2 protein-coding genes and 1 pseudogene are annotated in these 4,104 nt (G+C 59.6%); all 3 read right to left on the reverse strand.

Annotation, left to right across the window (positions count from 1 at the left end; genetic code table 11):
* Positions 1-429: 429 nt before the first annotated feature.
* The gene (gene gcvT / locus ACIP1X_RS27995; RefSeq protein ID WP_282355436.1) at positions 430-1,554 is read right to left on the reverse strand and encodes a glycine cleavage system aminomethyltransferase GcvT; all 1,125 of its coding nucleotides are present in this window, start codon (positions 1,552-1,554) and stop codon (positions 430-432) included.
* A gap of 161 nt (positions 1,555-1,715) precedes the next feature.
* Positions 1,716-3,092 carry an L-serine ammonia-lyase gene (locus tag ACIP1X_RS28000; RefSeq protein ID WP_400755890.1) on the reverse strand — a complete coding sequence of 459 codons (1,377 nt, stop codon included), beginning with the start codon at positions 3,090-3,092 and terminating at the stop codon, positions 1,716-1,718.
* Positions 3,093-3,278: 186 nt separating this feature from the next.
* Positions 3,279-4,104, reverse strand: a pseudogene (locus ACIP1X_RS28005) (glycine dehydrogenase (aminomethyl-transferring)); the annotation flags it as partial.

Genomic DNA, 4,104 nt, shown 5'->3' on the forward strand with positions numbered 1-4,104 from the left:
AGGTACCGCTCTGACGTGTGGACATTTCTTATTTCCTTTGACGCAAAAATTAATGACAGTCTCTTTCACATGAAAGAGTACTGGGGCTGGTTGCAGGAGAGTAAGAAGACGTCGAACGGGATGTAGCTAACTTGTAGGCTACTGCCCAGGTCACGATTCAAAGCTGACCCATGCAAACACAGTGAACAAACTCTACGCCAACTACGGGAGAAAAAACAAGCCCCCGTGAAGGCCCCGGTTTCACTGCGCTTGATGGCAATTAGTCAGTTCACTAGTGCGGCTTAGGTGATTCGCTTGTTCAATTGTTTTCGATCGTTATAAGCAAAGTTCATATTCGAATAGAAGGGTGGGAGATGCACTGTTTTATGGCGGTTGCGTTACACATTAGTGCACGTTTAACGCAACCGCGTTACTTATAGAAACAGTCAATCAACCACGGTAGTAGCGTTGCGGAACAAATGGCATTTTGCTTACAAGCATTGGCACCTTTTTCCCACGCACGATGGCCCATACGACGGTATCGATCGCGTTATAAGCCTTGTCGAGGTAACCCATCGCCAGAGGCCCGCCGAGAGTCGGACCGAAACCGCCGCTGCACACGCTGCCGATGATCTCGCCGGCTTCGTTGACGATTTCAGCGCCTTCGCGCACCGGGGTACGTTCTTGCGGCAGCAGGCCGACGCGTTTACGTGCGACGCCATTCTGTTGCTGTGCGAATACCTGCTCTGCACCCGGGAAACCACCGGCCCGCGCGCCGTCTGCACGACGGGGCTTGGAGATCGCCCACAACAGGCTGGCTTCGATCGGTGTGGTTTCGGTGTTCATGTCGTGACCGTACAGGCACAGGCCGGCTTCGAGGCGCAGCGAATCGCGGGCGCCGAGGCCGATGGCCTGGACTTCCGGTTCGGCGAGCAGGGCACGGGCGAGTTTTGCCGCATCGGCGGCAGGCACGGAGATTTCGAAACCGTCTTCACCGGTGTAGCCCGAGCGGCTGACGAAGCAATCCACGCCCAGCAACGACACGCGGTTGAATTGCATGAAGGTCATCTTCGCGACTTCAGGTGCAAGGCGCGCCAGCACCGTAACGGCTGCCGGGCCTTGCAGCGCCAGCAGGGCGCGCTCTTCGAACAGCTCTGTAATGGTGCACTGGTCGCCGATGTGTTTTTGCAGATGGGCGAGATCCTGATCCTTGCACGCGGCGTTGACCACCAGGAACAGTTCGTCGTTGCCGAGGTTGGCGACCATCAGGTCATCGAGGATGCCGCCGGTCTCGTTGGTGAACATGGCGTAACGCTGCATGCCCACCGGCAGGTCGATGATGTCCACCGGCACCAGGGTTTCCAGGGCTTTAGCGGCGTTGGCGCCGGTCAGGCGGATCTGGCCCATGTGCGAGACGTCGAACAGCCCGGCGTGTTCACGGGTGTGCTGGTGTTCTTTCATCACGCCGAGCGGGTATTGCACCGGCATGTCGTAGCCGGCGAACGGCACCATGCGGGCGCCGAGTTCGATGTGCAGCGCGTGAAGTGGAGTTTTCGACAGTTGTTCGGTGGACATGCGTGGCTCCTTGAAAATTTGGGTTTGGGGTAAGGGCAAGATCAAGAGCCCCTCACCCCAGCCCTCTCCCGGAGGGAGAGGGAGTTAGTTACGTTGCTCTCCCGGAGGGAGAGGGGGCTAAGTGCGATCGTCTCCCTGAGGGAGGCGACGTTAAATAAGGTTCAGCATTCAATGATGTTGACCGCCAGACCGCCGCGCGCGGTCTCTTTGTATTTGCTTTTCATGTCGGCACCGGTCTGGCGCATGGTGCGGATGACTTTGTCGAGGGAGACGAAATGCTGGCCGTCGCCGCGCATGGCCATGCGCACCGCGTTGATGGCTTTCACCGAGCCCATCGCATTGCGCTCGATGCAGGGCACCTGCACCAATCCGCCAATCGGGTCGCAGGTCAGTCCGAGGTTGTGTTCCATGCCGATTTCCGCTGCGTTCTCGACTTGCTGGACGCTGCCACCGAGCACTTCGCACAACGCGCCGGCCGCCATCGAACAGGCCACGCCGACTTCGCCCTGACAGCCGACTTCGGCGCCGGAGATCGAGGCGTTTTCCTTGTAGAGAATGCCGATGGCGGCTGCTGTCAGCAGAAAGCGCACGACGCCATCGTCATTCGCGCCGGGGATAAAACGCATGTAGTAATGCAGCACCGCCGGAATAATCCCCGCCGCACCGTTGGTGGGTGCCGTGACCACGCGGCCACCGTTGGCGTTTTCTTCGTTGACCGCCAAGGCATACAGGTTGACCCAATCGAGCACCGACAACGGATCGCGCAATGCTGATTCCGGGTTCTTGCACAGTTGCCGGTGCAACGCTGCCGCTCGGCGTTTGACCTTCAAACCACCGGGCAAAATACCTTCGTTACGGCAACCGGCAGCAACGCAGTCCTGCATCACTTGCCAGATGTTCAGCAGGCCGGCGCGGGTTTCCGCTTCCGGGCGCCAGGCGCTTTCGTTGGTCAGCATCACTTGGCTGATCGATAGGCCGTAAGTGGTGCAATGGCCGAGCAAATCCTTGGCACTTTTGAACGGGAAGGTCAGCGGCGTCGCGTCTTCGACGATGCGATCGGCACCGGCCGCGTCCTCATCGACGACAAAACCACCACCGACCGAGTAGTACTCGCGGCTGCGGATCTGCAGCCCGGCCGCATCGAAGGCGCGGAAGATCATGCCGTTGGGGTGATAGGCCAGCGGCTTGCGAATCATCGCCAAGTGTTCTTTCTCGTTGAACGCAATGCTGTGTTCACCGAGCAGGTTCAAGCGACCGTTGCCGCGAATTTCTTGCAGGCGCGCGGCGACGGTTTCGGTATCAACGGTGTCGGGATGTTCGCCTTCGAGGCCGAGCAGCACGGCTTTGTCGCTGCCGTGGCCTTTGCCAGTGGCACCGAGGGAACCGTACAACTCGACACGAACGCTGGCGGTGGCCGTCAGCAGGTTTTCACGGCGTAAACCTTCGGCGAAACGCGCAGCAGCACGCATCGGGCCGACGGTGTGGGAACTGGAGGGGCCGATGCCAATCTTGAACAGGTCGAACACGCTTAACGACATGAGTGGTTCTCCGGTTTCTTGTTATAGGAATTGGCGAAACATCAGGCTGGTTACATCCCCCTGTAGGAGCTGCCGAAGGCTGCGATCTTTTGATCCTGATCTTTCAACGGCAAGATCAAAAGATCGCAGCCTTCGGCAGCTCCTACAGGTGAAGCGGTGGGGGCGAGTGGCTCGCCCCCTACACGTTTAAGCGTAGCTTTCGATCGACGGGCAGGCGCAGACGAGGTTGCGGTCGCCGAAGACGTTGTCGACACGACCGACCGGTGGCCAGTATTTGCCTTCGATCAGCGACGCTACCGGGTAAACCGCTTGCTCGCGGCTGTACGGGTGCGTCCACTCGCCAACCAGTTCCGCTGCGGTGTGCGGAGCGTTTTTCAGTGGGTTGTCGTCCTTGTCCAGCGTGCCGTTTTCCACCGCGCGGATTTCTTCGCGGATGCGGATCATGGCGTCGCAGAAGCGATCGAGTTCTTCTTTGGATTCGCTTTCGGTCGGCTCGATCATCAGCGTGCCAGCAACCGGGAACGACATGGTCGGCGCGTGGAAACCGAAGTCGATCAGGCGCTTGGCGACGTCATCAACGCTGATGCCGCTGCTGTCTTTCAACGGACGCAGATCGAGGATGCATTCGTGCGCCACCAAGCCATTGCTGCCGGTGTACAGCACTGGGTAGTGCTCTTCGAGGCGACGGGAAATGTAGTTGGCATTGAGGATCGCCAGTTGCGAAGCGCGCTTCAGACCGGCGCCGCCCATCATGCGAATGTACATCCAGGTGATCGGCAGAATACTTGCGCTGCCAAACGGTGCCGCGCAGACCGCGCCTTCTTTGCGTTCCATCTGGCCGTGGCCGGGCAGGAACGGCGTCAGGTGCGACTTCACGCCAATCGGGCCAACGCCCGGGCCGCCACCGCCGTGGGGGATGCAGAAGGTTTTGTGCAGGTTCAGGTGCGAGACATCGCCGCCGAACTTGCCCGGTGCGCACAGGCCGACCATCGCGTTCATGTTGGCGCCGTCG

Source organism: Pseudomonas sp. NPDC088885 (assembly GCF_044750025.1).
Taxonomy (GTDB): Bacteria; Pseudomonadota; Gammaproteobacteria; order Pseudomonadales; family Pseudomonadaceae; genus Aquipseudomonas; species Aquipseudomonas rustica.

Coding starts and splice junctions, on each gene's coding strand:
- gcvT (WP_282355436.1), bottom strand. CDS start 1,554: ATGTCCACCGAACAACTGTCGAAAACTCCACTTCACGCGCTGCACATC.
- ACIP1X_RS28000 (WP_400755890.1), bottom strand. CDS start 3,092: ATGTCGTTAAGCGTGTTCGACCTGTTCAAGATTGGCATCGGCCCCTCC.